We start from the raw sequence: 435 nt of genomic DNA on the forward strand, positions 1-435 counted from the left end.
CAAATAACCGTAAAGGTAAACCCTGTTCATCCAGCCAGTAGGCTTTCATCCCCGTTTCAAGACGTAACAGCCCTTTCAGCCAGTCCTGTAAACGTTGTTCCTGCATGACTGCAACGACACGCTGAGCACATTTGTCATTTTTATTTGCCAGCAGTATTTGTTCTTTTAGCTGCTTGTGAAATTCAACAGACTTGCCGTAGAGCTTACGTGCCAAGCGCTTGCAACGTTCTGAACCCCAATAAACCGTGTTCTCGTAGCACCTAACCTTGGTTGATTTACGGATGTGCTTGCTTGTGACATTACGCATGAAATCAAGGACTTTGTTCACCTGATCTTCATTGGCCATACGTGCAGAATATGTGACATCGAGCGAGACAATAACGGCATTCTCTATATCTAACATCTCTGACAATTTAGGATTGAACATGTAGAGAT

General features: G+C 43.7%; 1 protein-coding gene. It reads right to left on the reverse strand.

The window, feature by feature from the left end:
- On the reverse strand, positions 1–427 hold a 427-nt coding region (locus tag DK207_RS15605), incomplete at its 3' end, for a phage/plasmid replication protein, II/X family (protein ID WP_228247959.1).
- Between the last annotated feature and the right edge of the window lie 8 nt (positions 428–435).

This window comes from Acinetobacter haemolyticus (assembly GCF_900406815.1).
Lineage (GTDB): Bacteria > Pseudomonadota > Gammaproteobacteria > Pseudomonadales > Moraxellaceae > Acinetobacter > Acinetobacter haemolyticus_A.